The 25,029-nt window shown below is 64.5% G+C and carries 21 protein-coding genes and 2 tRNA genes; 8 read left to right on the plus strand and 15 right to left on the minus strand.

Going from position 1 to position 25,029, the window contains the following annotated elements; genetic code table 11:
- Positions 1-49: 49 nt before the first annotated feature.
- Positions 50-937 (minus strand): translation elongation factor Ts, encoded by an 888-nt coding sequence (tsf, locus tag AB7F11_RS03250; RefSeq protein WP_428290787.1) that lies wholly within the window; start codon positions 935-937, stop codon positions 50-52.
- Positions 938-1,048: 111 nt separating this feature from the next.
- Positions 1,049-1,804 (minus strand): 30S ribosomal protein S2, encoded by a 756-nt coding sequence (gene rpsB / locus AB7F11_RS03255; protein WP_428290788.1) that lies wholly within the window; start codon positions 1,802-1,804, stop codon positions 1,049-1,051.
- Positions 1,805-2,143: 339 nt separating this feature from the next.
- Here rpsB and AB7F11_RS03260 point away from each other — a divergent pair, with 339 nt between their 5' ends.
- Both AB7F11_RS03260 and AB7F11_RS03265 read left to right on the plus strand, forming a co-directional pair.
- Positions 2,144-3,430, plus strand: coding sequence for an FAD-dependent oxidoreductase (locus AB7F11_RS03260; protein ID WP_428290789.1), 1,287 nt, complete (start codon positions 2,144-2,146; stop codon positions 3,428-3,430).
- Between the two features lie 65 nt (positions 3,431-3,495).
- Positions 3,496-5,106 carry an NAD(P)H-hydrate dehydratase gene (locus tag AB7F11_RS03265; RefSeq protein WP_428290790.1) on the plus strand — a complete coding sequence of 537 codons (1,611 nt, stop codon included), beginning with the start codon at positions 3,496-3,498 and terminating at the stop codon, positions 5,104-5,106.
- 7 nt (positions 5,107-5,113) lie between these two features.
- Here the strand turns inward: AB7F11_RS03265 and AB7F11_RS03270 are convergent, their stop codons facing one another.
- Genes AB7F11_RS03270 through rnr form a run of 3 tightly spaced genes read right to left on the minus strand, consistent with a single transcriptional unit; the run spans position 5,114 to position 8,935 of the window.
- Complete coding sequence (locus AB7F11_RS03270; RefSeq protein WP_428290791.1) at positions 5,114-5,665, minus strand: YggT family protein; 552 nt, start codon at positions 5,663-5,665, stop codon at positions 5,114-5,116.
- 56 nt (positions 5,666-5,721) lie between these two features.
- Complete coding sequence (locus AB7F11_RS03275; RefSeq protein ID WP_428290792.1) at positions 5,722-6,621, minus strand: gamma-glutamyl-gamma-aminobutyrate hydrolase family protein; 900 nt, start codon at positions 6,619-6,621, stop codon at positions 5,722-5,724.
- 19 nt (positions 6,622-6,640) lie between these two features.
- Positions 6,641-8,935, minus strand: a complete 2,295-nt coding sequence (gene rnr, locus AB7F11_RS03280) for a ribonuclease R (RefSeq protein WP_428290793.1) — start codon at positions 8,933-8,935, stop codon at positions 6,641-6,643.
- A 34-nt stretch (positions 8,936-8,969) separates the two neighbouring features.
- On the opposite strand from rnr, the gene AB7F11_RS03285 reads away from it, so the two are divergent.
- Positions 8,970-9,054: transfer RNA gene (locus AB7F11_RS03285), tRNA-Leu, on the plus strand.
- Positions 9,055-9,109: 55 nt separating this feature from the next.
- Here the strand turns inward: AB7F11_RS03285 and rimO are convergent.
- The 5 genes from rimO to AB7F11_RS03310 all read right to left on the minus strand — a co-directional run bounded on the left by rimO (position 9,110) and on the right by AB7F11_RS03310 (position 14,647).
- Entirely contained in the window at positions 9,110-10,495 is a 1,386-nt protein-coding gene (gene rimO, locus AB7F11_RS03290) for a 30S ribosomal protein S12 methylthiotransferase RimO (protein WP_428290794.1), read from the minus strand.
- Positions 10,496-10,538: 43 nt separating this feature from the next.
- Complete coding sequence (gene phaR, locus AB7F11_RS03295) at positions 10,539-11,081, minus strand: polyhydroxyalkanoate synthesis repressor PhaR (RefSeq protein WP_428290795.1); 543 nt, start codon at positions 11,079-11,081, stop codon at positions 10,539-10,541.
- Positions 11,082-11,277: 196 nt separating this feature from the next.
- A tRNA-Val gene (locus AB7F11_RS03300) sits at positions 11,278-11,354 on the minus strand.
- A gap of 41 nt (positions 11,355-11,395) precedes the next feature.
- Positions 11,396-13,705: a RelA/SpoT family protein gene (locus AB7F11_RS03305; RefSeq protein WP_428290796.1), complete on the minus strand. Its 2,310-nt coding sequence runs from the start codon at positions 13,703-13,705 to the stop codon at positions 11,396-11,398.
- Between the two features lie 21 nt (positions 13,706-13,726).
- Positions 13,727-14,647 carry an alpha/beta fold hydrolase gene (locus AB7F11_RS03310; RefSeq protein ID WP_428290797.1) on the minus strand — a complete coding sequence of 307 codons (921 nt, stop codon included), beginning with the start codon at positions 14,645-14,647 and terminating at the stop codon, positions 13,727-13,729.
- Positions 14,648-14,724: 77 nt separating this feature from the next.
- Between AB7F11_RS03310 and AB7F11_RS03315 the strand changes: the two genes are divergently transcribed.
- A complete protein-coding gene (locus AB7F11_RS03315) occupies positions 14,725-15,495 on the plus strand; it encodes a 3-hydroxybutyrate dehydrogenase (protein WP_428290798.1) in 771 nt (256 codons plus the stop codon).
- Between the two features lie 66 nt (positions 15,496-15,561).
- Here AB7F11_RS03315 and AB7F11_RS03320 read toward each other — a convergent pair whose 3' ends face one another.
- Both AB7F11_RS03320 and AB7F11_RS03325 read right to left on the minus strand, forming a co-directional pair.
- Positions 15,562-16,314, minus strand: coding sequence for an SIMPL domain-containing protein (locus AB7F11_RS03320; RefSeq protein ID WP_428290799.1), 753 nt, complete (start codon positions 16,312-16,314; stop codon positions 15,562-15,564).
- On the minus strand, positions 16,311-16,607 hold the full coding sequence (locus tag AB7F11_RS03325; protein ID WP_428290800.1) for a hypothetical protein: 297 nt from the start codon (positions 16,605-16,607) through the stop codon (positions 16,311-16,313). Before AB7F11_RS03325 ends, AB7F11_RS03320 begins: the two co-directional genes overlap by 4 nt.
- A 169-nt stretch (positions 16,608-16,776) precedes the next feature.
- On the opposite strand from AB7F11_RS03325, the gene ompR reads away from it, so the two are divergent.
- Both ompR and AB7F11_RS03335 read left to right on the plus strand, forming a co-directional pair.
- Entirely contained in the window at positions 16,777-17,508 is a 732-nt protein-coding gene (gene ompR / locus AB7F11_RS03330; protein ID WP_428290801.1) for a two-component system response regulator OmpR, read from the plus strand.
- On the plus strand, positions 17,508-18,911 hold the full coding sequence (locus AB7F11_RS03335) for an ATP-binding protein (RefSeq protein ID WP_428290802.1): 1,404 nt from the start codon (positions 17,508-17,510) through the stop codon (positions 18,909-18,911). Before ompR ends, AB7F11_RS03335 begins: the two co-directional genes overlap by 1 nt.
- On the opposite strand, the gene ispF is transcribed toward AB7F11_RS03335, so the two are convergent.
- Positions 18,895-19,395, minus strand: coding sequence for a 2-C-methyl-D-erythritol 2,4-cyclodiphosphate synthase (ispF, locus tag AB7F11_RS03340; protein ID WP_428290803.1), 501 nt, complete (start codon positions 19,393-19,395; stop codon positions 18,895-18,897). The genes AB7F11_RS03335 and ispF overlap by 17 nt on opposite strands.
- On the minus strand, positions 19,392-20,114 hold the full coding sequence (gene ispD, locus AB7F11_RS03345) for a 2-C-methyl-D-erythritol 4-phosphate cytidylyltransferase (RefSeq protein ID WP_428290804.1): 723 nt from the start codon (positions 20,112-20,114) through the stop codon (positions 19,392-19,394). The genes ispF and ispD overlap by 4 nt, the downstream gene beginning before the upstream one ends.
- A gap of 122 nt (positions 20,115-20,236) precedes the next feature.
- Between ispD and mfd the strand changes: the two genes are divergently transcribed.
- Together mfd and serB are read left to right on the plus strand one after the other, a co-directional pair.
- Positions 20,237-23,776, plus strand: a complete 3,540-nt coding sequence (mfd, locus tag AB7F11_RS03350) for a transcription-repair coupling factor (protein WP_428290805.1) — start codon at positions 20,237-20,239, stop codon at positions 23,774-23,776.
- Between the two features lie 35 nt (positions 23,777-23,811).
- Positions 23,812-24,537 (plus strand): phosphoserine phosphatase SerB, encoded by a 726-nt coding sequence (gene serB / locus AB7F11_RS03355; protein ID WP_428290806.1) that lies wholly within the window; start codon positions 23,812-23,814, stop codon positions 24,535-24,537.
- 115 nt (positions 24,538-24,652) lie between these two features.
- Here the strand turns inward: serB and AB7F11_RS03360 are convergent, their stop codons facing one another.
- Entirely contained in the window at positions 24,653-25,024 is a 372-nt protein-coding gene (locus AB7F11_RS03360) for a translation initiation factor Sui1 (RefSeq protein ID WP_428290807.1), read from the minus strand.
- Positions 25,025-25,029: the final 5 nt, after the last annotated feature.

Here is a 25,029-nt window from a genome sequence, read left to right on the forward strand (position 1 = left end):
ACGGCACAACGGGCCTTGCGGCCCGTTGTAGCGTTCAGCGATCCCAGGGTTAGGCGCCCTTGGCGGCGGCCACCTGAGCCGCCACCTCTGCAGCAAAGTCGTCCACCTTCTTTTCGATGCCTTCACCCACGACGTACAGCGTGAACGCCTTGACAGTGGTGCCGGCTGCTTTGAGCATCTGCTCCACGGTCTGCTTGTCGTTTTTCACGAAGGGCTGATTGAACAGCGAGACTTCCTTGAGGTACTTCTGCACCGAGCCTTCGATCATCTTGGCGGCGATATCGGCCGGCTTGCCGGATTCGGCCGCCTTGGCCGTTGCCACCGAGCGCTCCTTTTCGATCAGGTCGGCAGGCACATCGGCGCTGGTCAGGGCCACGGGCTTCATGGCAGCGATGTGCATGGCGGTGTCCTTGGCGGGGGTTTCCTGACCCTCGAACTCCACGAGCACGCCGATGCGCGTGCCGTGCAGGTAGCCGGTCACATTGCCGCCAGCGCTGTACCGCTTGAAACGGCGAAAGCTCATGTTCTCACCAATCTTGCCGATCAGGCCCTTGCGCACATCTTCCAGCGTCGGGCCAAAGCCGTCCTGGCTGTAGGGCAGCGCGCCCAGGGCTTCGACGTTGGCCGGGTTGTTCTGAGCGACCAGTTTGGCAGCAGCGTTGGCAAGCGCCAGGAAACTGTCGTTCTTGGTGACGAAGTCGGTCTCGCAATTGACCTCGATCAGAGCACCCGTATTGCCTTCAATGAAGCTGGCCACCACGCCTTCGGCGGTGACGCGGCTGGCAGCCTTGCCGGCCTTGGTGCCCAGCTTGACGCGCAGCAACTCTTCGGCCTTGGCCATGTCGCCATCGGCCTCGGTCAGTGCCTTCTTGCACTCCATCATGGGCGCATCGGTCTTGGCGCGCAGTTCGGCGACCATACTTGCGGTAATTGCCATTCTTGTTTCTCCTTTGCCGGCGCCATCCCGAGGCGGCGCAGGCGGGTCAATGATTCTGTTGCCTTGTGAAAAAGGGGCTACACGAGCCCCTCTTTCATGGGGAAGACACGCTCAGGCAGAAGCGTCTTCCTTGACTTCCACGAACTCGTCCGAGCCTTCGGCTGCGACAGCCTTGACGACGTCGTTGACGGCGTTGCTGCGGCCTTCAAGGATCGCGTCGGCGATGCCACGGGCATACAGCGCCACGGCACGGGCCGAGTCGTCGTTGCCAGGGATCACGTAGTCGATGCCCACTGGCGAATGGTTGGTGTCAACCACCCCCACCAGAGGAATGCCCAGCTTCTGGGCTTCGAGCACGGCGATCTTGTGAAAGCCCACGTCGATGATGAAGATCGCATCGGGCAACGCGGTCATGTCCTGGATGCCGCCGATGTCCTTTTCGAGCTTTTCCATCTCGCGGGCAAACATCAGCTGCTCCTTCTTGGTCATGCTTTCCAGGCCGGCTTCCTTCTGGGCCTGCATGTCCTTGAGGCGTTTGATCGAGGTCTTGACGGTCTTGAAGTTGGTCAGCATGCCGCCGAGCCAGCGCTGGTCGACGAAAGGCACGCCAGCGCGGCGGGCTTCCTGCGCCACGATGTCGCGCGACTGGCGCTTGGTGCCCACCATCAGAATGGTGCCGCGATTGGCGGAGAGCTGGCGCACGAACTTGGCCGCCTCTTCGAACAGGGGCAGTGTCTTCTCGAGGTTGACGATGTGGATCTTGTTGCGATGGCCGAAGATGTACGGCGCCATCTTGGGGTTCCAGAAGCGGGTCTGGTGACCGAAATGGACACCGGCTTCCAGCATTTCGCGCATGGAGATGGACATGAGATAACTTTCCAGAGGTTGAGTCTAAAATCCAGCCCCGATCGCCAGCAACAGAGAGCCCTAGACGGCTCACATGCGGCGGACAACACCCGGTTGGGCTGGTTTGCGATTTCGCTTTGTCCCGGACGCCTGTGAACACCATGTTCACGGCTGCCATTGGCAAAGCCTGTCGATTATAGCAGCCTCCCCGGCCTCACGGTCACTTGCGCGCTGCACCATGCCCCACGTTCCGCCCGACTCTGATTCAACACCCAGCGCAGAGCCCGCGCCCGACCCCCTCCCCGTCCCCGTCCCCGTCACGTTTGCCACCTTTTTCCCGGCCGCTGCGCGAGGCCGGCCTTGAGGCTCGCGGTGATCGGTGCGGGTGTGGCCGGTGCCACCACCGCCTACGAACTCACACGCGATGGCCACGAAGTGACCGTGTTCGAACGCCGGAGCACCATCGCCGAGGAGGCCAGCTTCGCCACTGGCGCGCTTGTCGCCCCGGGCTGGACGGCCGACTGGACCGGTTCACAACGGCAATTGCGCATGCCCTGGTCTGCGCGACGTGGCGACGGTCTGCGACTCACGGGGTTGCCAGCGGTGGGCGAATGGCCCTGGCTTTGGCGGTGGCGCCAGGCAGGCAAGGGAGGGCGGCTGGCACCAGCCCATCGTCAGCTCCACCAGTTGCTGCGCTACAGCCAGCAACGGCAGATGACCATCACCGCCGAGCATGTGCTCGAACACGATCGCAGCCAGGGCATGCTGGTGTTGTGGCGCGATGCACACGACGCGGAAATGGCGCAGCCGGCGCTGGCCCTGATGCGTGAGAGCGGCGTCGCCTTCAAGCTGCTCGGTGCCGAGCAGGCGCGCGCGCTCGAACCCGCCTTGAGTGAGGAGACGCCGCTGCAAGGCGCCGTCGAACTCGCCGGAGAAGGCGTCGCCAACTGTCGCGAGTTCGCTTTGCTGATCCGCAACGCCGCCCAATCGCAGGGCTGCCGCTTTGAATTTGACACCCTGGTGAGCGCGCTTGACCCTCGGTCCGACGGACAAGTGGAGGTTTCGGTTCGATCCACTGCACCGAGCAACGACGCAGTCGTGCGGACGGAGCGATTCGATGCGGCGATCGTTTGCGCGGGCGCACTCGGCGCAGAACTTCTCAAGCCCCTGGGCCTGAGAGTGCCGATGAACGTGGTGCATGGGCACTCCCTCAGTGCGGCCGTACGGGAACCGCTGGACGCGCCGCTGTCGGCCGTGCTCGACGCCCGCAGCGGCGTCTCGATCGCACGCCTGGGACAGCGGGTGCGCGTGGCCGGTGGCCATGAATTCGGCGCCATTCCGGGCGAGGCATCCAAACCGGCACTGACCCAGCTCTACAAGGTCTTGGCCGACTGGTTTCCGGGCGCTGTCCGGCTGGGCGGTCCACGCGGCAGCATCCAGGAATGGCAAGGTGCGCAGGCCTGCCTCCCGGACGGGCTGGCCCTGATTGGCCCCACCCGCCTGCCAGGTCTGTGGCTCAACCTGGGACACGCTGCCAGCGGGTGGTCCGCAGCCTGCGGCAGTGCCCGCGCCCTGGCCGATCGCCTGCAAGGTCGCGAACCCGATGTCGATCTGACGGGCTTCTCGCCGCAACGTTTCGGGCTCTGAGGCGCTGGCGATCCCGTCACCCGGCAAACGTGATGAAATGCCGGCTGCTTCACCTTGCGCAATTCGTGACCACCCCTACGTCCTCACAGGCACCCACCGTCGCACGGCCGGTGGACGCAAGCCGGCGCGAGCCGCTCTACGGCGCCGATGCCACGCGGCGCATAGAGCGCGAGGCGCTGGCGCGTCTGCCCGCGCACACCCTCATGTCGCGTGCCGGACTCTCGGTGGCCCGACTGGCGCGAGCTCTGCATCCGCATGCCAGGATGATCTGGGTGGCATGCGGACCCGGCAACAACGGTGGCGACGGTCTGCTGGCCGCCATCCATCTGCACCAGTGGGCCCAGGCGCGGGGCGGCTCGCAGACTGTGGTGGTGACTCACTGGATCGGCGAACCTGCGGACGAGAGCGGATTGCCCGCAGACGCCCGAAACGCTCTGGCCGCTGCGCGCCAGGCCGGCGTGGTGTTCGCCGATCGGCCGCCACTGGCGTTTGACCTGGCCATTGACGCCCTTTTCGGTCTCGGTGCGGCGCGGCCCGTGCAGGGGCGCCTGGGTGAATGGCTTGCCTTGCTTCGCGGTTCATCGCAAACCGTGCTGTGCGTGGACTTGCCCAGCGGATTGCACGCCGACACCGGCGCGCTCGCTCCCGCTGCGGGCGTGCACCCGCACCCGACCCCACGGCCGGGGCCGAGGCACACCCTGTCTCTCCTCACACTCAAGCCCGGCCTGTTCACGGCCCACGGCCGCGATGCCGCCGGCCAGGTATGGCTGGACGGTCTGGGTGAGAGCCCCTCGGCGGATGAGCCCGCGACCGCGTGGCTCGCAGGGCGTGCACCTCCGGCAGGCGCGAAGGCCGATCAGGCGCACGTCAGCCACAAAGGCAGCTTTGGCGACGTCGTGGTGGTGGGCGGACAAGGTATTTCTGTGGGTGGTGCCGGGATGACCGGCGCGGCATTGCTCGCCGCCCGCGCCGCCTTGCATGCCGGCGCTGGCAGGGTCTTCGTCGGGTTGCTGCAGAGGCCGGACGCGGTCGAGCCCACCTGGGACCCGGTCAACCCCGAGCTGATGTTCCGACGCCCCGAAAGTCTGCTTGACACGGCCACCCTGCAACAGGCATGTGTGGTCTGCGGTTGCGGCGGCGGAAAAAGCATCGCCTCGGTCTTGCCACGCGTCCTCTCGGGCACGGCGCGACTGGTGCTCGACGCCGACGCGCTCAATGCCATCGCCACCGATTCGGGATTGCAGACCTTGTTGCGGCACCGCCTGGGACGCGGCTGGACCACCGTGTTGACCCCTCACCCCCTGGAGGCCGCCCGCCTGCTGGGCTGCGACACGGCCACCGTGATGGCCGACCGGCTGAAATCTGCGCAGTCGCTGGCCGAAAGTTTTGGAGTGGTGTGTGTGCTCAAAGGTTCGGGCACTGTGCTGGCTGCGGCGAGCGAAGTACCGTGGATCAATCCCACAGGCAATGCATCCCTGGCCACGGCGGGCACCGGTGACGTGCTGGCCGGTATGGTGGGCGCCGCGCTGGCAAGCCCGCTGAAAGCCAACGGACCGAGCGTTCTTCAACGGGTTGCCGAAGCGGTGTTCCAGCATGGCTGGCTCGCCGATCACTGGCCCTGCGAATCAAGCCTGAACGCTGGCGCGCTGGCCGCTCGGGTGCAGACCCTTTCGTGACCCCGGCTCAGCCGAGCAACATCAACCCGACTTGCAGCAGGATGATCAGGACCAGCACCGAAAGGTCCACGCCGCCAATCAAGGGAACCACGCGCCGCACTGGCCGCAGGATGGGGCCACACAGTCGCTCCAGCGTCGCCATCACCGGCGCGTGAGGCTGCACCCAGGACAGGATGGCGTAGCCCAGCAACAGCACCATCAGGCCCTGCAGCAGGGTGCGAGCCAGCAGGCGCAGCGCCATTTGCAGCACGGTCAGCACCGAGGCCTCCGCGGAAAAAAAGCGGTCTGACACGCTGGTCGCCAGCAACAGCCAGACAACGCCGTAGATCAGCGCGAGCAGAAGCGCCGCAATCAGGCTGCCCCAATCGACGCGGCTTTGCGCCAGCGAGCGCGGAAGGACACGGCGCACGGGCGCCACGAGCCAGTCAGTCAGCGCGATAGCGAAACGGCCAGGCTGCGCGGACATGTGGATGCGCAACTGGTTCATCCAGGCACGCAACAAGGCCGCCGCCACCAGGAAGAAAAACAGAGTTTCGAGCAGAAAGAAAACGATGCGCATGCGTGTGGGTGGTTCAACCTGAAGAGAATGCGAAGTGTAGGCCCGGCTTAGGCACCTCAGTCGCCGGACAGACGCAAGGGCGCCAGCGGCAACCTGGGATCGGGTTCGCGCCCCGCGTTCAGTCGCTGCAGGGCGGCCGCGCGCGAGGCTTCCAGAAAATCCAGCATGATGGGTGAGCTGTCCGCCAGTGCGTCGCGACCGTGGTGAAACTCCGGATGCCACTGCACACCGCGTGCATAGGAATCGCCGGTCCAGCGTATGGCCTCCACCATGCCATCCAGCGTGGAGACCGCCTCGACCACCATGCCTTTGCCAATGTCAGCCACGGCCTGATGGTGGATGCTGGTGACGCGCAGCTGAGAAGCATGCGGGTACAGACGGGTGAGTGCCGTTCCTTGCACAAAGGTGACGTCGTGCTCATGCTGGTCGTACAGATCGGTTTCCACGTGGGGATGCGCCGCTGGGCATTGGGCGGCAATGTCCTGGTACAGCGTGCCGCCAAAGGCCACGTTGAGCAACTGAGCGCCTCGGCAAACGCCCAACACCGGCTTCTTTTGCGCGACAAAGGCGCGCAACAGCGCCAGCTCGTACCGATCGCGAACCACGTCACCCTGCCAGCGCGGGTCGATGGGTGTCTGGCCATAGGTCTGGGGCGCCACGTCGGCTCCGCCCTGCAGCACCAGCGCGTCGAGCTCCTGAACCACGTGGTCGACCTTGAGATGCCGCGCTGCGTGCTTGCTGTCGTGTGCTACGGCCGGCACCATGAAGGCCACGGCGCCGTGCTCCATGATCCAGTGCGCCAGAGACTGTTCGATGTACTGCAGGATCTTGTTGCGAAAGCCCAGTTCCTGAGGCACCGAGTGCAACAAGCGAGCCGACACGCCGATGCGCAGTGGACGCTCCGTCGGCACGGGAGGCCGTTTGCGCCGGGAAGAGGCGACTGCGCGATCGGGCATGCTCGTTCGACTGGAACTGTCACCGACGGCTCTTGCGCGATTTGCTGGCGGCACTGCGCGCACCGCCACGATCGGTTTTCTTGCCCGCCGCCTTGCGCACCGCCGATTTCACCTCGAGCACTGGCGCCGTGGGAGCCGCACCCCGTCGGCTGGGCGATCCGGCGTCTCGGCCGCGACGCGACTTGTCGGCTCGGCCCGAAGGCGATGCGCCATCCGAAGCGCCAGCCTGCCCCGTCTTGTCTCGCATCGCGCGCAGCAGACGATCGTCATCGCCGCTGACCAGACGGAAGTCAATGCGCCGGCCATCGAGGTCCACGCGGCTGACCTGAACCTGCACGCGTGTGCCCAGTGCATAGCGGATGCCTGTGCGCTCGCCACGCAACTCCTGGCGCGCCTCGTCGAAGCGGAAATACTCGCCACCAAGCTCGGTGATGTGCACAAGCCCTTCGACGTACATGGCGTCAAGCGTGACGAACAGGCCGAAGCTGGTGACCGAACTCACCACACCACTGAACTCCTCACCCAGGTGCTCGCGCATGTACTTGCACTTGAGCCAGGCTTCCACATCACGGCTGGCCTCGTCGGCACGGCGCTCGTTGGCGCTGCAGTGCAGGCCCGCGGCCTGCCACGCCAGCGTGTCCACCGACGGCTTCTTCACGACTTCGCCCACCGCAAGCGGCCTGGCACGGCTGGCCAGTCGTTTGCTCAGCTTGGCGTGCGCCTCGCCCGGCGTGGGCAGGGCTGGCAACTCGTAGCGCTTGCGCGCCAGGATGGCCTTGATCACGCGATGCACCAGCAGATCGGGGTAGCGGCGGATCGGACTGGTGAAGTGGGTGTAGGCCTCGAACGCCAGACCGAAGTGCCCGCTGTTGATGGGCGTATAGATGGCCTGCTGCATGGAGCGCAGCAACATGGTGTGGATCTGCTGCGCTTCTGGGCGGTCCTTGGTGGCGTTGGCGATCTGCTGGAAATCTGCCGGTTTGGGATTGTCGCCAATCGTCTGGGACACACCCATGGCCTTGAGATAGTTGCGCAGGATTTCCTGCTTCTCCGGCGTGGGGCCTTCGTGCACGCGGTACAGGCCGGTGTGCTTACCTTCGCTGATGAAATCGGCCGAGCACACGTTGGCGGCGAGCATGGCCTCTTCGATCACCTTGTGCGCGTCGTTGCGCGTGCGCGGAACGATCTTCTCGATGCGGCCGGACTCGTCGCACACGATCTGGGTTTCGGTGGTCTCGAAGTCCACCGCGCCACGCTCGCCACGCGCCGCCAGCAAGGCGCGGTAGACGTCGTGCAGGTTGAGCAGGTAAGGCACCAGGGCCTTGCGCTGCGCGGCTTCAGGGCCCCGGGTGTTTTGCAGGATGGCCGCGACCTCGGTGTAGGTGAAGCGCGCATGGCTGAACATCACCGCCGGATAGAACTGGTAGGCATGCACCTCGCCCTTGGCGTTGACCAGCATGTCACACACCATGCACAGCCGCTCCACACCAGGGTTCAGCGAGCACAGGCCGTTGGAGAGCTTTTCCGGCAACATCGGGATCACGCGGCGCGGGAAGTACACCGAAGTCGCGCGGTCGTAGGCATCCACGTCGATTGGCGAACCAGTCTCCACGTAATGGCTCACGTCGGCAATCGCCACCAGCAGGCGCCAGCCTTTGCCCTTGCCCACCTTGGCCGGCTCGCAATACACCGCATCGTCGAAGTCGCGCGCGTCTTCACCATCAATGGTCACCAGCGGCACATCGCGCAGGTCCACGCGGTGCTTGTGATCGGCCGCACGCACGTGGTCTGGCAGAGCTCGGGCCTGCGCCAGAGCAGCGTCAGAAAACTCATGCGGCACGCCGTACTTGCGCACCGCAATCTCGATCTCCATGCCGGGGTCGTCGATCTCCCCCAGCACTTCCTTCACGCGCCCGACCGGCTGCCCATACAGCGCAGGCGGCTCGGTGAGTTCAACCACCACCACCTGACCCGGCTTGGCCGAACCGGTGGCGCCTTTGGGAATCAACACATCCTGACCATAGCGCTTGTCTTCGGGCGCCACCAACCAGACGCCACTCTCCTGGAGCAGACGGCCGATGATGGGTGAATCGGAGCGTTCGACGATCTCGGTCACGCGACCTTCGGGACGGCCCTTTCGGTCCAGCCGCACGATGCGTGCCTTGACCCGATCCTTGTGCAAGACCGCCCGCATTTCGTTGGACGGGAGATAAATATCGGCCTGACCATCGTCGCGGATCACAAAGCCATGACCGTCGCGATGACCAGAGACGACGCCTTCATATTCGGCCAACAGGCTGCTTTTTTCGTTCACTTTTTCTCTGCTATAATTTCGGTTTTCCTGAGATGCCCAGGTGGCGGAATTGGTAGACGCACTAGTTTCAGGTACTAGCGCCGAGAGGCGTGGAGGTTCGAGTCCTCTCTTGGGCACCAATCATAAGGGCCAGCAAATGCAAGTTTGCTGGCCTTTTCCTTTTGTGACCTGCCGTCAAAACGGCACAGCCAATAGGTCGTGGCCTTGCGCTGCCACGACACGTGCCTTGGTGAATTCACCGACCTTCAAGGTCTTGCTGATCTTCTCCGGCGGCAACAGGCGCACCACGCCGTCAATCTCCGGCGCGTCCGCATAACTGCGTCCCACACCACCCTTCTTGCCCAGTCCTGGTGCCGAGTCCACCAGCACCTGCATGGTGGCGCCCACACGTTGCTGCAGCTTCTCTGCAGACACCGCTTCGGCCACCGCCATGAAGCGAGCGCGGCGCTCTTCACGCACAGCGTCGGGCACCGGATCAGGCAGCGCATTCGCCGTGGCACCCGGCACGGGTGAGTAGGCAAAACATCCCGCGCGATCAATGCGCGCTTCGCGCAGAAAATCCAGCAGGTGATCGAATTCGGCTTCCGTCTCACCCGGAAAGCCGGCAATGAAAGTGCTACGCACCACGATCTCCGGACACAGCTCGCGCCATCGCGCGATGCGCTCCAGGTTCTTCTCGCCACTGGCGGGGCGTTTCATGCGGCGCAGCACATCCGGATGGCTGTGTTGGAGCGGCACATCGAGATACGGCAGGCACAGGCCTTCGGACATGAGCGGGATGATGTCGTCCACATGGGGGTACGGATAGACGTAGTGCAAACGCACCCACGCGCCATAGCCTTGGGCCAGTTCGCCCAGCGAGCGCACCAGGTCGAACATGCGCGTTTTCACCGGTTTGCCATCCCAGAAGCCAGTGCGGTACTTCACATCCACGCCATAGGCCGAGGTGTCCTGACTGACCACCAGCAGCTCTTTCACACCGGCCTCGAACAGCTTGCGAGCCTCGGTCAGCACATCACCAATCGGTCGGCTCACGAGGTCGCCGCGCATGGAGGGAATGATGCAGAAGGTGCAGCGGTGGTTGCAGCCTTCGCTGATCTTCAAATAGGCGTAGTGGCGGGGCGTGAGCTTGATGCCCTGAGGAGGCACGAGATCCACGAACGGATCGTGCGGTTTGGGCAGATGCTCGTGCACGGCACTCATCACTTCGTGCGTGGCATGGGGGCCGGTCACCGCCAGCACACTGGGGTGCATCTGGCGCACCAGGTTGCCACCACTCTCGCCTTCGCGGGCGCCCAGGCAACCCGTGACGATGACCTTCCCGTTCTCGGCCAGGGCCTCGCCAATGGTGTCCAGGCTCTCGCGCACCGCATCGTCGATGAAGCCACAGGTGTTGACGATCACCAGATCGGCGCCGGCAAACGTCTTGGAAGTTTGGTATCCCTCGGCGCTGAGCTGCGTGAGGATGAGTTCGGAATCGGTCAGCGCCTTGGGACAACCCAGGCTGACAAAACCGACTTTGGGAGCCGCCGTGGGCGGCGAGACGAGCGTTTCAGACATCGCCCGATTGTCTCAGACCCGTCGGACATCGACGCGCGGGGGGCTAACGCTTGAGTCCCAGCGCCGCCAGCATCTGCTCGCTGTTCTTCTGCATCTGCTCCTGCATCTGCGTGAAAGCGTTGCGGGATTGTTCAAGGTAGGTGCCCATCATGCCCTGCATCATGGGTGATTGCACGTTCATGAACTGCTTCCAGGCCTCTGGATTGACGCCGGTGGACTGCTCGGTCATCTTGTGTTGCAGGTCCATGAAGATCTGCACGTTCTTCTCCAGGTAGGAGCCCATGAAGTCCTGCATGGCGTGCCCATAGAAACGGATGATGTTGGCCAGCACCTGCTCGGTGAAGATCGGCACGCCCGCCGTCTCTTCCTCCAGGATGATCTGAAGCAGGATGCTTCGGGTGAGGTCGTCGTTGGTCTTGGCGTCGCGCACGACGAAGGGCTCGTTGTCCATGACCAGCGCCTTCACCTCGGCCAGCGTGATGTACGACGACGTGTCAGTGTCGTACAGACGCCGGTTCGGGTACTTCTTGATCACGCGCACGGCGGGAGTTCGCTCACCGCCACTGTCGGCCTTGGTTTTTTGCACTGAAGGACTTTCTGGAATACGCGGGCAGGGTCGCCCACCGTCTGTACCGGAGGATACGGCACATTCTAAAAAACCCGATTGCCATGGCGAGGATGGGTTTTCCCTGTGCCTCAGGCACAGGCCGGGCAAAAAAAAAGCCCGGCGGGGCTGCCAGGCATTTCGGAGGTTTCTCTTCATCGAGAGAAACGAATCGGATTGGTAGGCGCGATTGGACTCGAACCAACGACCCCCACCATGTCAAGGTGGTGCTCTAACCAGCTGAGCTACGCGCCTACAAACGATTCGAAGCCTCGCAGTATAGCAGTTCGTCCTGGCTATTTGCGTCGGACCACGCGTACACCGGCCACATCCCCCACCACCGACATCGCACGCGCCACCTGCCGGGCGTCGGGCACCTCAATGGTGAAGGTCATCCAGGCGATGCCCTTGACCGACTGGGTCTGGACGCCGATCACATTCATTTTCTCGCGCGCGAAAACGTCGGAAATGTCACGCAGCAGGCCTTGGCGATCGAGCGCCTCGATGGCCACGTCGACGGGATAGACGGACGTTTGCGCGTCACGACCACCACCCTGGCCACCCCACTGCACCTCGATCACACGATCGGGATTTTTTCGCTGCAGGTGGGCAAAGTCGCTGCAGTCGCTGCGGTGGATGCTTACGCCCTTGCCCCGGGTGACAAATCCGCCGATCTCGTCGGGAGGCGCAGGTTTGCAGCACCGGGCAAGCTGGGTCATGAGCGACTCCACGCCCACCACCAGCACGCCACCTCCCGTCTGTCCCGCCGGCTTGCGCGGCTTTCTCAGCCATGCCGGCACCTCCGAGGGTGCTTCCGGCTCGGGGGGGCGCAGATGCGTCTCGATGGCGCGAAGCGAGAGTTCATCCTTGCCGACCTGTTCGAACAATTCCTGCGCGGACGCCAGGCCCAGCGACGTGGCGAGATCGTCGAACTTGAGCGCGGTCTTGCCCTCCCGCTGCAGCAACTTTTCGACCGCCTCGCGCCCCCGTGCGACGGTTTCCTCCATGGCCTGCGCATTGAACCAGGCGCGCACCTTGCTCTTGGCGCGGTGGCTGACCAGATAGCCCAGTTCGGCGTTGAGCCAGTCGCGCGAAGGTCCGCCCTCCTTGGCGGCGGTGATCTCCACCGTCTGACCGTTTTGCAGCGGCGTGTTGAGCGTGACCATGGCGCCATCCACCCGCGCGCCCCGGCAACGGTGGCCCAGGTCGGTGTGAACGCTGTAGGCAAAGTCCACGGCCGTGGCACCCTGGGGCAACTCCACGATGGCCGCGTCGGGTGTCAACACGTAAATGCGGTCGTCGAAAAGTCCTTGCGCAGCGCCGCTCAGGTCGCGCTCCCAGGCCAGCAATTGGCGCAGAACCGCGATCTTGGCGTCGTACTCCGTGCTGGCCGACACGCCTGCATACCCTTTGGCGCCTGCTTCCTTATAGGCCCAATGCGCTGCAACGCCATGCTCGGCGTGGTCGTGCATGGCCTGGGTGCGAATCTGGATCTCGAAAGCTTTGCCCTGCTCGTCACGCACCACCGTGTGCAAGGACTGATAGCCATTGGCCTTGGGCTTGGCGATGTAGTCATCAAACTCGTCAGGCAGCGGTGAGAACTTCGCGTGCACGAGTGCCAGTGCGGCATAACAGTCGGCCACCTCGGGAACGATCACGCGCAAAGCCCGGATGTCGAACACCTGCTCAAAGTCGAGCGACTTGCCACGCATCTTCTTGACGATGCTGTAGATGTGCTTGGGGCGTCCTTGCACGGAAGCCTGCACCCCCTGGCCGTGCAGATCTTCTTCAAGGCGCTGCCTCACCTGCTCCACGTGGGCTTCGCGCTCGGCGCGCTTCTCGTCCAGGAGGCGCGCCACCTGTTTGTAGGTCTGGGGCTCGAGGAAGCGAAACGCCAGGTCTTCCATTTCCCATTTGATCTGCCAGATGCCCAGGCGGTTGGCCAGCGGCGCGAACACATGCAGCGACTCGCTGGCCAGGGCATCGCCGGGCTCGCCTTTGCAGGCCGCGAAATAGCGCAGAGTCTGCAAGCGCGAAGCCAGGCGCAGCATGACCACGCGCAGGTCCCGCGAGAAGGCCAGCAACATCTTGCGAACGTTTTCCGTCTGGCTAGCCGCCAGTTCGGATACCAGGGCTTTGCCTGGTGCGGTGACGGGCAGGTCTTGCTCCTGCGCGGCCAGGCGCTCCACTTCTTTCTTGGCCTGCACCTCGGCGTGCTTCAAACGCGCCTGGCGCTGCAACTGAACCAGTTTGGTGGTCTCCACGGCCAGCGCCGCGAAGTTTTCGCCAAAGGCTTTGGCAATCACCTCCTGCGGTCGGTTCAGGTGCTGACAGGCGTAGACCAGATAGGCGGCCGCCTGCATGGCCTCCGAGCCACCGATGTCGTTGAGCACGCCCGCCACTGCATCGGCGTGGTCCAGGATGTTTTCACCAGTATCGAGGTGCTCACTGGCGATCAGGGGCTCCGCAAAGGCGCGCGCTCGAGTCAGCGCCTGCGCCTGCCTGGGCAGGCTGTCGGAGGTGGCGGCCACGATGGCCGAGGGCACCACCGGTACGGCGGGTGCATCTTGTGCCTCACCTGAGATAAACGCTGCAGATCGCTTCATGACCGTCCCGGGAATCCGCCCTCAATCCGACCACAGGAACGACCGGACGGCCGCCACCTGATCGGGCGCCATCAGCGTAGGTGCATGCCCCACGCCTTCGAACGCCACGCACTCTGCTCTGGGGCCGCGCCGTGCCATCTCGTTCGCGGTGGCCTGGGTCAGCAAATCGGACAGCTCTCCGCGCAACAACAGGGTGCGCGCCGTGATCGCGTCGTACATGCCCCAGAGCGCAGCTTCTCCATCGCGCACCGCTTGGCGCGCCTGCTCCTGGTCAGGCATGTCGACCAGGGCCTTCACGGGCAGTGCCAGCGCGGGGTCGTAATGCAACCACCATCGGTCCGCTCGCTCCCTCAACATCGGGAGCGATAGCGCGCGCCACTGTTCGGGCGTGTGGGGCCCGAAGGTGGCTGAGATCGACACCAGGTAGTCGATGGCGGCCTGTTCGCTCTCGAAGGACGGGTTGCGCCCCAGATAGGTGCCGATGCGCTGCAAAGCCTCCCACTGAACCACCGGACCCACGTCGTTGAGCACCAGCCGGCGAATGGCCAGCGAAGGCTGCGCCGCTAGCACCATGCCGATCAGTCCCCCCATGCTGGTACCCACCCAGTCGATCACCAGCTCGCGTTTTTCTGCACGCAAGGTCGTCACCAAGGCCACCAGATCGGCGGCGTACGTGGCCACCTGGTAGCCCATGGGATCGGCCAGCCAGTCGCTGTGGCCACGACCGGCCACATCCACCGCAAGGACCCGCGCGCGTTCCGTCAGGGTCCGGGCCAGGGTGTCGAAATCGCGGCCCTGGCGCGCCAGTCCGTGCACACAGATCACCACATGTGCCGTGCTCCCCGAGGTGCAAGGCCAGTCCCAGTAGGCCATGCGGCGCGGCGCGCCGTTCTGGCCAGCGGGTGCGCCGACGTTGAGATGTTGCAGGGATGGTTCTTGCATGGGGTGAGGTGGCCGAAGGCCTCCGTGATAATGCTTCAAGCGCTTTTCAACCAATCGTAATGGAACTGGAGAACCCCATGCTTGCCAACAAGACCGCCCTCGTCACCGGCTCCACCAGCGGCATCGGGCTGGGTATCGCCAAGTCGCTCGCCCGTCAGGGCGCGAACATCATCCTCAACGGATTCGGCGACATCGAAGGCCCGAAGGCGGAGATTGCCGCGCTCGGCGCGAAGGTGGCCTATCACGGTGCCGACATGAGCAAGCCGGCGGAGATCGAAGCCATGATGGCCTTCGCTGCCAGCACGTTCGGCCAGGTGGACATCCTGGTCAACAACGCCGGGATCCAGCACGTTGCCCGTGTGGAGAACTTCCCCATTGACCGCTGGGACGCCATCATCGCCATCAACCTCAGCAGCGCCTTCCTGGCCAGTCGCCTGGCCTTGCCCGCCATGCAAAAGGCCAACTGGGGCCGCATCATCAACGTGGCCTCGGTACACGGGCTGGTGGGTTCGGCCGAGAAGTCGGCCTATGTGGCCGCCAAACACGGCATTCTGGGACTGACCAAGGTCACCGCGCTGGAGAACGCCGCCTCGGGCGTGACGTGCAACGCCATCTGTCCCGGCTGGGTGCTCACGCCGCTGGTGCAGAAGCAGGTTGATGCGAAGGCTGCTGCCCAGGGCCTGTCCAATGAGGAGGCCACCAGGCAACTGCTGGGAGAGAAGGAGCCCTCGATGCAGTTCACCACGCCAGAAGAGTTGGGCGAACTCGCCGTGTTTTTCTGCTCCCCCGCTGGCAACAATGTGCGCGGCGTGGCCTGGAACATGGACGGCGGCTGGGCCGCGCAATAGAGGCGTCGGCCCGGTCGCGCTTCACGCAACCACGCCCGAGTCGGCAATCTCAGGCGCGAAGTCGGTTCACTTCAATTGAATGGAGCCCGACACCGTCACGTTGACGGTGGTTTTGCCCGCTTCCACGGGCACGGCGGCATCGGACATGGCTGCCTTGGCTTCCATGGCCATCACGCGTGGCTGGAACGGACGGCCTTCCTGATCGGTCGAACTCACGGCGACTTCTCGCAAGCTGTAGCCGGCAAAGCCGAAGCCCTTGGCAACGTCGCTGGCCCGTTGCTTGAAGCGCTCGATCGCCAAAGCCTGGACGTCAGCCTCGAGTTTCTGGCGAGCCTCTCGCGAAAGCGAGAAGCCCATATTGGCCATGGTGAGCGTCTGGATCCTGCCGGCGGTGGCGCTGATCAGTGCAAAATCTCGGCCCTCCAGCACCAACTCGGTGCTGCCTTGCCAACCGCTGATCTTGCCATTGCTCCCGTAGCGCGGGTGCAGGCTGAACTGCCCGGTCCGCACGTCCAGCTGCTGCGGCTTTGCGCTGCCTCGCGCGACCACCAGCGCAGCTTCAAGCGCCTGCTTGAGCTGGTTCTGCACGGTGACAGCGTCGGGTCCTTCGCGGGTGGTGTTCAAGCTCACGTTCAGCCAGTCCTGCGGCACTTCCATGAAGCCACTGGCCGAGATGTTCACCACGTTGGCCGGCACGGGCGCCGCGCCCTGTGCATGGGCCGTTGCAGCGGCCAGCGAGCCCAGGGCCATGGTGGCCAGAAGCAGCAAGCGAGAAAGGTAGGAGGTGAAGGTCTGCGTTCGGGTCGGGGGCAATGTCATGGCTTGAGGCGGAACTCGTAGGGAGGCTGGTCACGCAGCTGCTCGCGCAAACGCTGGCGCTCTTCCACCGAAAGGCGGTAGGGCTTGCTGGTGTCGTCCACGTCATCGAAGGGCTGGCGAAGCGCATCGCGAAGGCGCATGGGGCCACGCGCCTCGTTGCTGTCACCCACCGAGATGGGCAACACCGTCGGCGGCGCGTCCGATGGCACCGGATGCACGCGCTGACCGTCCTGGCCCGCCATCAGAGGACTGATGACAGACAACAGACATACGCTCGTCAGAATGGATTTCATGGTCCGCTCAAGTATGAACACCCTGCCGATTGTGTGATGTGGTCCCGGTGAAGTCGCTGCCAGCGCGGGCAACATCTGTAACAGCGTGTCAGGAAAATAAAATTCAAGCGCTGACAACCACTTGGCGCTGCCACAATCGAGTTTGTTACATATTTCGGAAGTTGCTCCCATGCCACAAAACAGTGTCCGCCCCAACAAGGTTCTCGTCGTCGACGACGACGTCCGCATCCGCGACTTGCTGCGCCGATACCTGATGCAGGAAGGCTTCGAGGTCATGCTGGCCGAGGACGGCAAAGCGCTCAACCGAGTTTTGCAGCGCGATTCGGTCGACCTGATCGTGCTTGACCTGATGATGCCTGGCGAAGACGGCCTCTCCATCTGCCGCCGCCTGCGCGCCAACGGCGACCGCACCCCCATCATCATGCTCACCGCCAAGAGCGAAGACGTGGACCGCATCGTGGGCCTGGAGGTCGGTGCCGACGACTACCTTGGAAAACCCTTCAATCCGCGTGAACTGCTGGCGCGCATCCACGCAGTGCTGCGCCGTCGCCCGCCCACCGAGGTGCCGGGTGCCCCGTCGCAAGACCAGGAAGTGGTGAAGTTCGGCCCCTTCGAGTTCGACCTGAGTCTGCGCACGCTGCGCAAGGACGGCGTGGACCTGCCGCTGACCACGGGCGAGTTCGCCATGCTCAAGGCCCTGGTTCGCCACCCGCGCCAACCGCTCTCGCGCGAGAAGCTGGCCCAATTGGCCCGTGGCCGCGAATTCGAACCTTTCGATCGCAGCCTGGACGTGCAGGTTTCGCGACTGCGCAAGCTCATTGAAGAGGACGCCGCCTCGCCCCGCTACCTGCAGACGGTCTGGGGTGTGGGCTACGTCTTCGTGCCGGACGGCAATGCCTGATGCCCGACGAATCACGCGTTCCCTTCGAGACCCAGCCGGCCTCGCTGGAAACGGCGCCCGCTCCGCTCGAATTGCGCCCCAACCGGGGCGTGAGCCTGTTCTGGCGCACCTTCCTCTTTCTGGCGCTGCTGCTCGTGGGCTGCATCGTTGCCTGGCTGCAAACCTTTCGGGCACTTGAATATGAACCGCGGGCGCTGCAGAGCGCCAACCAGCTCGCCTCTCTGGTCAACCTCAGCCGCGCAGCGTTGGTCCACTCGGACGCGATCGCCCGCGTCTCCCTGATCAAGACGCTGGCCAGCGAGGAAGGCCTGCGCATCGCCCCGCGCGAGCCCACCGACACCTTCCGCCTCTACAACACCGATGCGTTGAGCCGCAACGTGGCACAGCGCCTCAGCGGTCGCCTCGGGCCCGACACGCTGGTGGCACGCGAGGTCAATGGCACGCCTGGCCTGTGGATCGGCTTCACGATCGACGACGATCCCTACTGGCTGCTCACCGACCCTTCGCGCATCGGGCCGGTGGCGGGCACCACCTGGCTGATCTGGCTGGGCACGGCCGCCCTGCTCTCGCTCACCGGCGCGGCGCTCATCGCCCGGCTGATCAACCGCCCGCTCAAGAAGCTCTCGTTTGCCGCCAGCCGCGTGCGTGAAGGCGACTTCAATGCGAGCCAGCTCAACGAAACCGTGGCCACCAGCGAGATTCGAGAGGTCAACATCGGCTTCAACCGCATGGCGCAGCGACTCTCCAAGATCGAGCAAGACCGGGCCCTCATGCTGGCAGGCATCTCCCACGACCTGCGCACGCCGCTGGCGCGCCTGCGGCTCGAAACCGAGATGAGCGTGGATGATCCGCAGGCGCGCGAGCACATGGCGGCCGACATCGAGCAGGTCAACGCCATCATCGACAAGTTCCTCGACTACGCGCGACCGGATCACATCAAGCCCGAACGCGTGAACCTCAACCAGGTGGTGGACGCGGCAATTTTTTCGGTGGGACAGGACCCCAACACCGTCATTACCACGAACATTCCTCTGCACACCATCGTGATGGGCGATGCCGTGGAGCTCCAGCGCGTTTTTGCGAATCTGCTGGAAAACGCCATGCGCTACGGCAAAGACCCCGAAACCGGGGTGACGCGGGTCGAGATTGCGGCCAAGGCCAAGGACGACTTCGTGCTGATCAAGCTGCGTGACTACGGCCAGGGCGTCAATCCTGACCAGATCGAACAACTGACGCAGCCGTTTTTTCGGGGTGACGTCTCCCGCACCGCAGCCACAGGCACCGGCCTGGGGCTGGCTATCGTGGACCGCGCCATTGCGCGCATGGGTGGTCGCTTCGCGCTGGCCAACAGCAGCACGGGCGGCCTCGCGGCCCACATGAAACTCGTCAAGGCTCCGACTTGATCAGCAGCACGATGGCGCGCGCCTCCATGCTGAGGCCCTGGCCCACCGGGCCGATCTTTTCGGCCGTCTTGGCCTTGACGTTGACCTGACCCCGCGCCAGACCCATGGCGCTGGCGATGCGCTCGCACATGGCGCCGATGTGCGGCGCGAGCTTCGGGGCCTGCGCAATCACGGTACTGTCCACGTTGCCAATCTCGAACCCTGCCGCGCGCACGCGCCTCGCGGCCTCGGCCAGAAGCACGCTGGAATCGGCACCCTTGAATCGCTCGTCGGTATCAGGGAAGTGCCGTCCGATATCGCCCAGAGCGGCAGCGCCCAGCAAGGCGTCGGTGATGGCGTGCAGCAGCACGTCGGCATCGGAATGACCGAGCAAGCCCAGGTGGTGCGGAATGGCGACGCCGCCGATGATCAGGGGACGGCCCGGAACAAGTGCGTGCACATCCCAGCCCTCTCCGATGCGAAAGGGGGGCAGGCTGGTGTTCATGGGCGGCTCCTGAGGACGGCTTCTGCCAGTGCGAAGTCTTCGGCGTAGGTGACCTTGAAGTTCTGTGCGCTGCCGCGCACCAGCAAGGGGCGGTGGCCCGCCTGTTCCATGGCGCTGGCCTCGTCGGTCACGCCGGCAAAGCTTCGGCCTTCGGTGGCGGCCAACGCCGTGTGAAGCGCGCCCAGGCGAAACATCTGCGGCGTCTGCGCCAGCCACTTGTCACCACGTTCAATGGTGGCCGCCACGCGTCCGCTGGCTTCGACCTTGAGCGTGTCGGGCAACGGCAACGCCAGCAGGCCACCCACCTCGTCGTTCCAGCACGCGTCGATCAGCGCCTCCACCTGAGCGGGGGTGACCAGGCAGCGCGCCGCGTCATGCACCAGCACCCAATCGCCGGGATGTGCGCCGTTTTCCTGCAGAAACTTCAGGCCATTGAAGACACTTTCGGCGCGGGTCGCACCGCCACAACGCGCCAGCGCGGTTCCCACAGGCTGTGATGTCCACCAGGCGTCATCCGGCGCAACGACCATCACGCACAGATCAAGGCGGGGCACCGCCCGCAGTGCGGACAGCGTGTGCATCACCATGGGCTGCCCGGCGATGGGCTGGTACTGCTTGGGAAGGTCGGTGCCGGCCCGGGAGCCCTTGCCCGCACAGGGCAGCAACGCATGGCAGCGGGGTACGGGGGACGGGGTCAATTGGGACGGGGCATCGGGCATGGTGTGCCTGCATTCTAGAATCAGCCATCGCACCCCCGGTCCTTCAGGCCGGGGGTGTTCGTCATGGTCGCTTCAGCCTCCTGGTCTTTCAAGTCCCATCCTGCCCGTCATTTCGTCCCCCCATGGACTTGCCCAAACTATCTCCCGGCAAACGCCACACCCTGCCCCTGCCAGGTGGCTCGGCCGATGCCTTGCTGCTGGCCCGATTGGCTGCGCGCGAGAAGGCCGCTGGCCGGCTGACCGCGATCGTCACGGCCGATGCCAACGACGCCCAGCGCCTGATCGACGAAATGGCGTTCTTCGCATCTGGCCTGCGTTGCGCGCTCTTTCCCGATTGGGAAACGCTGCCGTACGACACCTTCTCGCCCCATCAGGATCTGATCAGTGAACGCCTGGCCACGCTCTGGCGCATCTCGCAGCGCGACAAGGACACCGGTGCCGATGTGGTGCTCGTCCCCGCCACGACCGCGTTGTACCGGCTCGCGCCGCCCGCTTTCCTGGCTGGCTACACCTTCCACTTCAAGGTCAGGCAGAAGCTCGATGAAGCCAGACTGAAAGGCCAGCTGACCCTGGCAGGCTACCAGCACGTCACGCAAGTGGTGAGTCCGGGCGAGTACGCCGTGCGCGGCGGGCTGATCGACCTCTTTCCCATGGGCAGCCTGGTGCCCTACCGCGTGGATCTGTTTGACGACGAGATTGACAGCATCCGCACCTTCGATCCCGACAGCCAGCGCAGCCTGTACCCGGTGACCGAAGTGCGGCTGTTGCCAGGCCGTGAGTTCCCCATGGACGACGCGGCGCGCGCACGCTTTCGCAGCCGCTGGCGGGAGTTGCTGGAAGGCGACCCGACCAAGAGCCGCATTTACAAAGACATCGGCAACGGCGTGGCCACTGCCGGCATCGAGTACTACCTGCCGTTGTTCTTCGATGACACCGCCACCGTGTTCGACTACCTCGGTGCCGATGCCACCGTGGTGCTGCACGGTGAACTCGAGCCCGCGTTCCAGCGTTTCTGGCAGGACACCAAGGACCGCCACCGCCTTTTAAAGGGAGACCCGGAACGACCGGTGCTGCCTCCAGAGGCCTTGTTTCTGGACGCAGAGCAGTTTTACGTTCGCGCGAACCAGCACGCGCAGCTCGCTCTCAGATCCGTTCGCCCTGACCTTGCCCTTCGACAGGCTCAGGACGATCGGCCGGCGGAGGCTTCGACAGGCTCAGCCCGAACGGCATTCGCGGAAATCAACGGCTTACCCGACCTCTCGGTGCTGCGCGGCGCGGAAGATCCGCTCGCCCGACTGCAAGGCCACATTCGAAACACCACGCACCGCGTGCTGCTGCTGGCCGAGAGCGATGGCCGACGCGAGAGCCTGCTCGATTTCCTGCGCGCCAGTGGCTTGAACCCGCCAGTGGTCGATTCTCTCGCCGAGTTCCAGGCGAGCGACGAAAAGACGGGCATGGCCACCGCCGCGCTCACGGTGGGCTTCTCGTGGCTCGACGAAGGCATTGACTTCGTCACCGAGACCGAGCTCTTCGCCGCTGGCCCCACCACACGCCGGCGCAGGAAGCAGGAACAGGTCAGCGATGTCGATGCGCTGATCAAGGATCTCTCGGAACTCAATGTGGGCGACCCGGTGGTGCACAACGCCCACGGCATTGGCCGCTACCGGGGCCTGGTCAACATGGACATGGGGGAGAAGAACCCCGACGGCTCGCCAGCGCTCCAGGAGTTCCTGCACCTGGAGTACGCCGACAAGGCCGTGCTCTATGTGCCGGTGAGCCAGCTTCAGCTGATTGGCCGCTACACCGGCGTGAGCGCCGACGAAGCCCCGCTGCACAAACTGGGCAGCGGCCAGTGGGAAAAGGCCAAGCGCAAGGCGGCCGAACAGGTGCGCGACGCCGCTGCCGAATTGCTCAACATCTACGCCCGCCGGGCGGCGCGCCAGGGCCACGCCTTCCGCTACTCGGCACAGGACTACGAGGTGTTTGCGAACGACTTCGGGTTCGAGGAAACGGCCGATCAGCGGGCTGCCATCCACGCCGTGATACAGGACATGATCAGTCCGCGTCCAATGGACCGGCTGGTCTGCGGCGACGTGGGCTTCGGCAAGACCGAGGTGGCACTTCGCGCGGCCTTCGTGGCGGTGACGGGCGGTCGCCAGGTGGCGTTTCTCGCACCCACCACGTTGCTGGCCGAACAGCACTTCCAGACCCTCTCCGACCGCTTCTCGAAGTGGCCGGTGAAGGTGGCCGAGATGAGCCGCTTTCGCTCCACCAAGGAGATCAACGCCGCGGCCAAAGGCCTGGCCGATGGCTCGGTGGACATCGTGGTCGGCACGCACAAGCTGCTCAGCGAGAGCGTGAAGTTCAAGGACCTGGGCCTGCTCATCATCGACGAAGAACACCGCTTCGGCGTGCGCCACAAAGAGCAGATGAAGGCGCTGCGCGCCGAGGTGGATGTGCTCACGCTGACCGCCACGCCCATTCCGCGCACGCTGGGCATGGCGCTCGAAGGGCTGCGCGATCTCTCGGTAATCGCCACCGCACCGCAGCGCCGACTGGCCATCAAGACCTTCGTGCGCAACGAAGGCCATGGTGTGATTCGCGAGGCGGTGTTGCGAGAATTGAAGCGCGGTGGGCAGGTGTATTTCCTGCACAACGAGGTGGAAACCATCGAGAACCGCCGACAGATGCTGGAGGAAATCCTGCCCGAGGCGCGCATTGCCATCGCGCACGGCCAGATGCCCGAGCGAGAACTGGAGCGCGTGATGCGCGACTTCGTGGCCCAGCGGTTCAACTTGCTGCTGTGTTCGACCATCATTGAAACGGGCATCGACGTGCCCACGGCCAACACCATCGTCATGAGCCGCGCTGACAAGTTCGGCCTGGCCCAGTTGCACCAGTTGCGCGGCCGCGTGGGCCGCAGCCACCACCAAGCCTACGCCTACCTCATGGTGCCCGACACCGAGGGCCTGACCAAACAAGCCTCACAGCGACTCGACGCGATCCAGCAGATGGAGGAGCTCGGCAGCGGCTTCTACCTGGCCATGCACGATCTGGAGATTCGCGGAGCGGGCGAGGTGCTGGGTGAGAACCAGAGCGGCAACATGCTCGAAGTGGGGTTTCAGCTCTACAACGAGATGTTGAGCGAAGCGGTGCGCTCGCTCAAGGCCGGCCGCGAGCCCGACCTGCTCTCGCCGCTGTCGGTCACGACCGACATCAACCTGCACGCGCCTGCGCTGCTGCCCAGCGACTACTGTGGTGATGTGCATCTGCGCCTGTCGTTCTACAAGAAGCTCGCCACCGCCAGGAACACCGACCAGGTGGATGCCCTGCTTGAAGAGATCGTGGACCGGTTCGGCAAACTGCCACCGCAGGCGCAGACATTGATCGACGTGCATCGACTGCGCTGCATCAGTTTGCCGTATGGCGTGGTGAAGGTGGACGCCGCCCCCGGAGTGATCCAGATCACGTTCCGCGCCAACCCGCCGTTCGATTCGATGCGAATCATCGAATTGATCCAGAAGAACCGTCACATCAAGCTGGCTGGCAACGAGAAGCTTCGCATTGAACGCGCCCTGCCCGAGGTGAAAGATCGGGTCCAGATGGTTCGAGACGTGCTGCGCTCGCTGGGTCAGCCCCACAAAACACCCGAAACCGCTTAGCCGTTCGGGCTGAGTTTGTCGAAGCGCACCAGACCATGACCACCATCACCGAATTCGCCCCCGGCCTCACCGTTCAGGGCTTCACCCCTCCCTTGAAGCTGAGCGACTACAAGCTCATTGCCTTCGACATGGACTCCACGCTCATCAACATCGAGTGCGTGGACGAGATTGCCGACGCCGTGGGCAAGAAGGCCGAGGTCGCCGCCATCACTGAAGCGGCCATGCGCGGAGAGATCGCCGACTACAAGGAAAGCCTGCGCCAGCGCGTGAAGCTGCTGCGCGGCGTCACCTTGGCCGACATGGAGCAGGTCTACACCGAACGCCTGCGCATCAACCCTGGCGCCGCGGAACTCATCGCCGCGTGCAAGGCCGCCGGCTTGAAGGTGCTGCTGGTGTCAGGCGGCTTCACGTTCTTCAGCGAACGCGTGCGCCAGACACTGGGCATCGACTTCACCCGCGCCAATGTGCTCGAAGTGGAAAGCGGCCCGAACTGCGGCCAGCTCACCGGGCATCTGGTGGACCAGGCATGGGGCGATATCTGCGACGGCGCTGAGAAACGCCGCACGCTGCTCGAGGTAGCTTCGTTGCTCGGCATCGAACCCTCGCAATGCATTGCCATGGGCGATGGTGCAAACGACCTGCCGATGATGGGCGTGGCGGGACTTTCGGTGGCCTATCACGCCAAGCCGGCGGTGCGGGCGCAGGCGATGGTGGCCATTCACGACGGCGGGCTGGATCGCCTGCTGGAAGTCCTGCGCTGACCGCACAGACCGACGCTGGCCCCGTGGGGGGAAGTGGTTTCACCACCTAAGCGGAGGCCGACTTGGCCCCTGCTCCCGTTCATACCAGGTGGAACCCCAGAAAGTGGCAGGCGGTTCAGCCGCCAGCGCGTTTGGCCTGGTGTCCGGCAGCGAGCAGCGTGGCCAACACACGCTCCACGTGATCGCCCTGGACCTCGACAACACCGTCTTTCACGGTGCCGCCTGAACCGCAAGCGGCTCTGAGCTGCTTGCCCAGTGCGTTCAAGGCGGCGCCGTCCAGCGCCAGTCCCTTGACCAAGGTGACCGCCTTTCCGCCTCGCCCCTTGGTTTCGCGAGACACGCGCACCACGCCATCACCCACCGATGCGGCAGCCGCAGCCGCCTTGCAGCGGCAAAGCGCCACAGGCTGGCGACAGCCCGGGCACATGCGACCGGCCTCCGTGGAATACACCAGCCCGCCATCGGCTGAACGCTTGTTTTTCATCATGGCTG

Origin of the sequence: Hydrogenophaga sp., from assembly GCF_050250835.1 — a bacterium.
Lineage (GTDB): Bacteria > Pseudomonadota > Gammaproteobacteria > Burkholderiales > Burkholderiaceae_C > Hydrogenophaga.